Here is a 1,035-nt window from a genome sequence, read left to right as displayed (position 1 = left end):
CGACACCAATGGCAACGTATTGGTTGACCGCGAAGTGACAGCCGATGACTTAACTAACGGTATTCTGGTTGATGGGTCAGTAGTCGGCGACAAGGTCGAAGTGACTGCGCAGGTGATCGACAAGGTCGGCAACCCATCACCGGAAGCCAGCGATAGCGCCTTGGTGGATACGGGTGCCGCACCGGCCCCGAGTGTAGAACTGCTGGGCGACAGCAACAGTGACGGCATCTACAACAGCGCCGAACTGGGTGCTGACGGTACGGTCACAGCTAAGATCACCTTGGATGCGTCTACGGTAGAAGGCGATCGCATTATTATCACCGATACCAATGGCAACGTGTTGGTTGATCGCGAAGTGACAGCCGCTGACTTGGCTAATGGCATCCATGTTGAAGGCTCTGTGGTGGGCGACAAGGTCGAGGTCACCGCGCAGGTGATCGACAAGGCTGGTAATCCATCGCCTGAAGCTACAGATAGTGCAGTTGTTGATAATAGTGCAGCTGCACCTGCTGTAGAGCTGTTAGGAGACAGCAACAATGACGGTATCTACAACAGTGCCGAACTGGGTGCTGACGGTACGGTCACAGCCAAGATCACCTTGGATGCCACGACGGCAGAAGGCGATCGGATCATTATTACCGATACTAATGGCAACGTACTGGTTGACCGTGAAGTCACCGCCGCTGACCTAACCAACGGTATTGTGGTCGAAGGTTCAGTCGTCGGCGACAAGGTCGAAGTCACCGCACAGGTGATCGATAAGGCTGGTAATCCATCGCCTGAAGCTACAGATAGTGCAGTTGTTGATAATAGTGCAGCGGCACCTGCTGTAGAACTGTTAGGAGACAGTAACAGTGATGGTATTTACAACAGTGTTGAATTGGGGGCGGATGGTACGGTCACAGCCAAGATCACCTTGGATGCCACGACGGCAGAAGGCGATCAGATCATTATTACCGATACCAACGGCAACGTGCTGGTTGACCGACAGGTGACTGCTACTGACTTAACCAACGGTCTTCTGGTTGAAGGCTC

At 53.4% G+C, this 1,035-nt stretch carries 1 protein-coding gene; it reads left to right on the top strand.

The features are described 5' to 3' along the window. Positions 1 to 1,035, top strand: a 1,035-nt coding sequence (locus ABT56_RS24375; RefSeq protein ID WP_169753961.1) for a hypothetical protein, incomplete at both ends; no start/stop codon positions are given.

Source organism: Photobacterium aquae, from assembly GCF_001029445.1.
Classification (GTDB): Bacteria; Pseudomonadota; Gammaproteobacteria; order Enterobacterales; family Vibrionaceae; genus Photobacterium; species Photobacterium aquae.
This window is presented reverse-complemented; position numbering and strand designations above follow the sequence as displayed.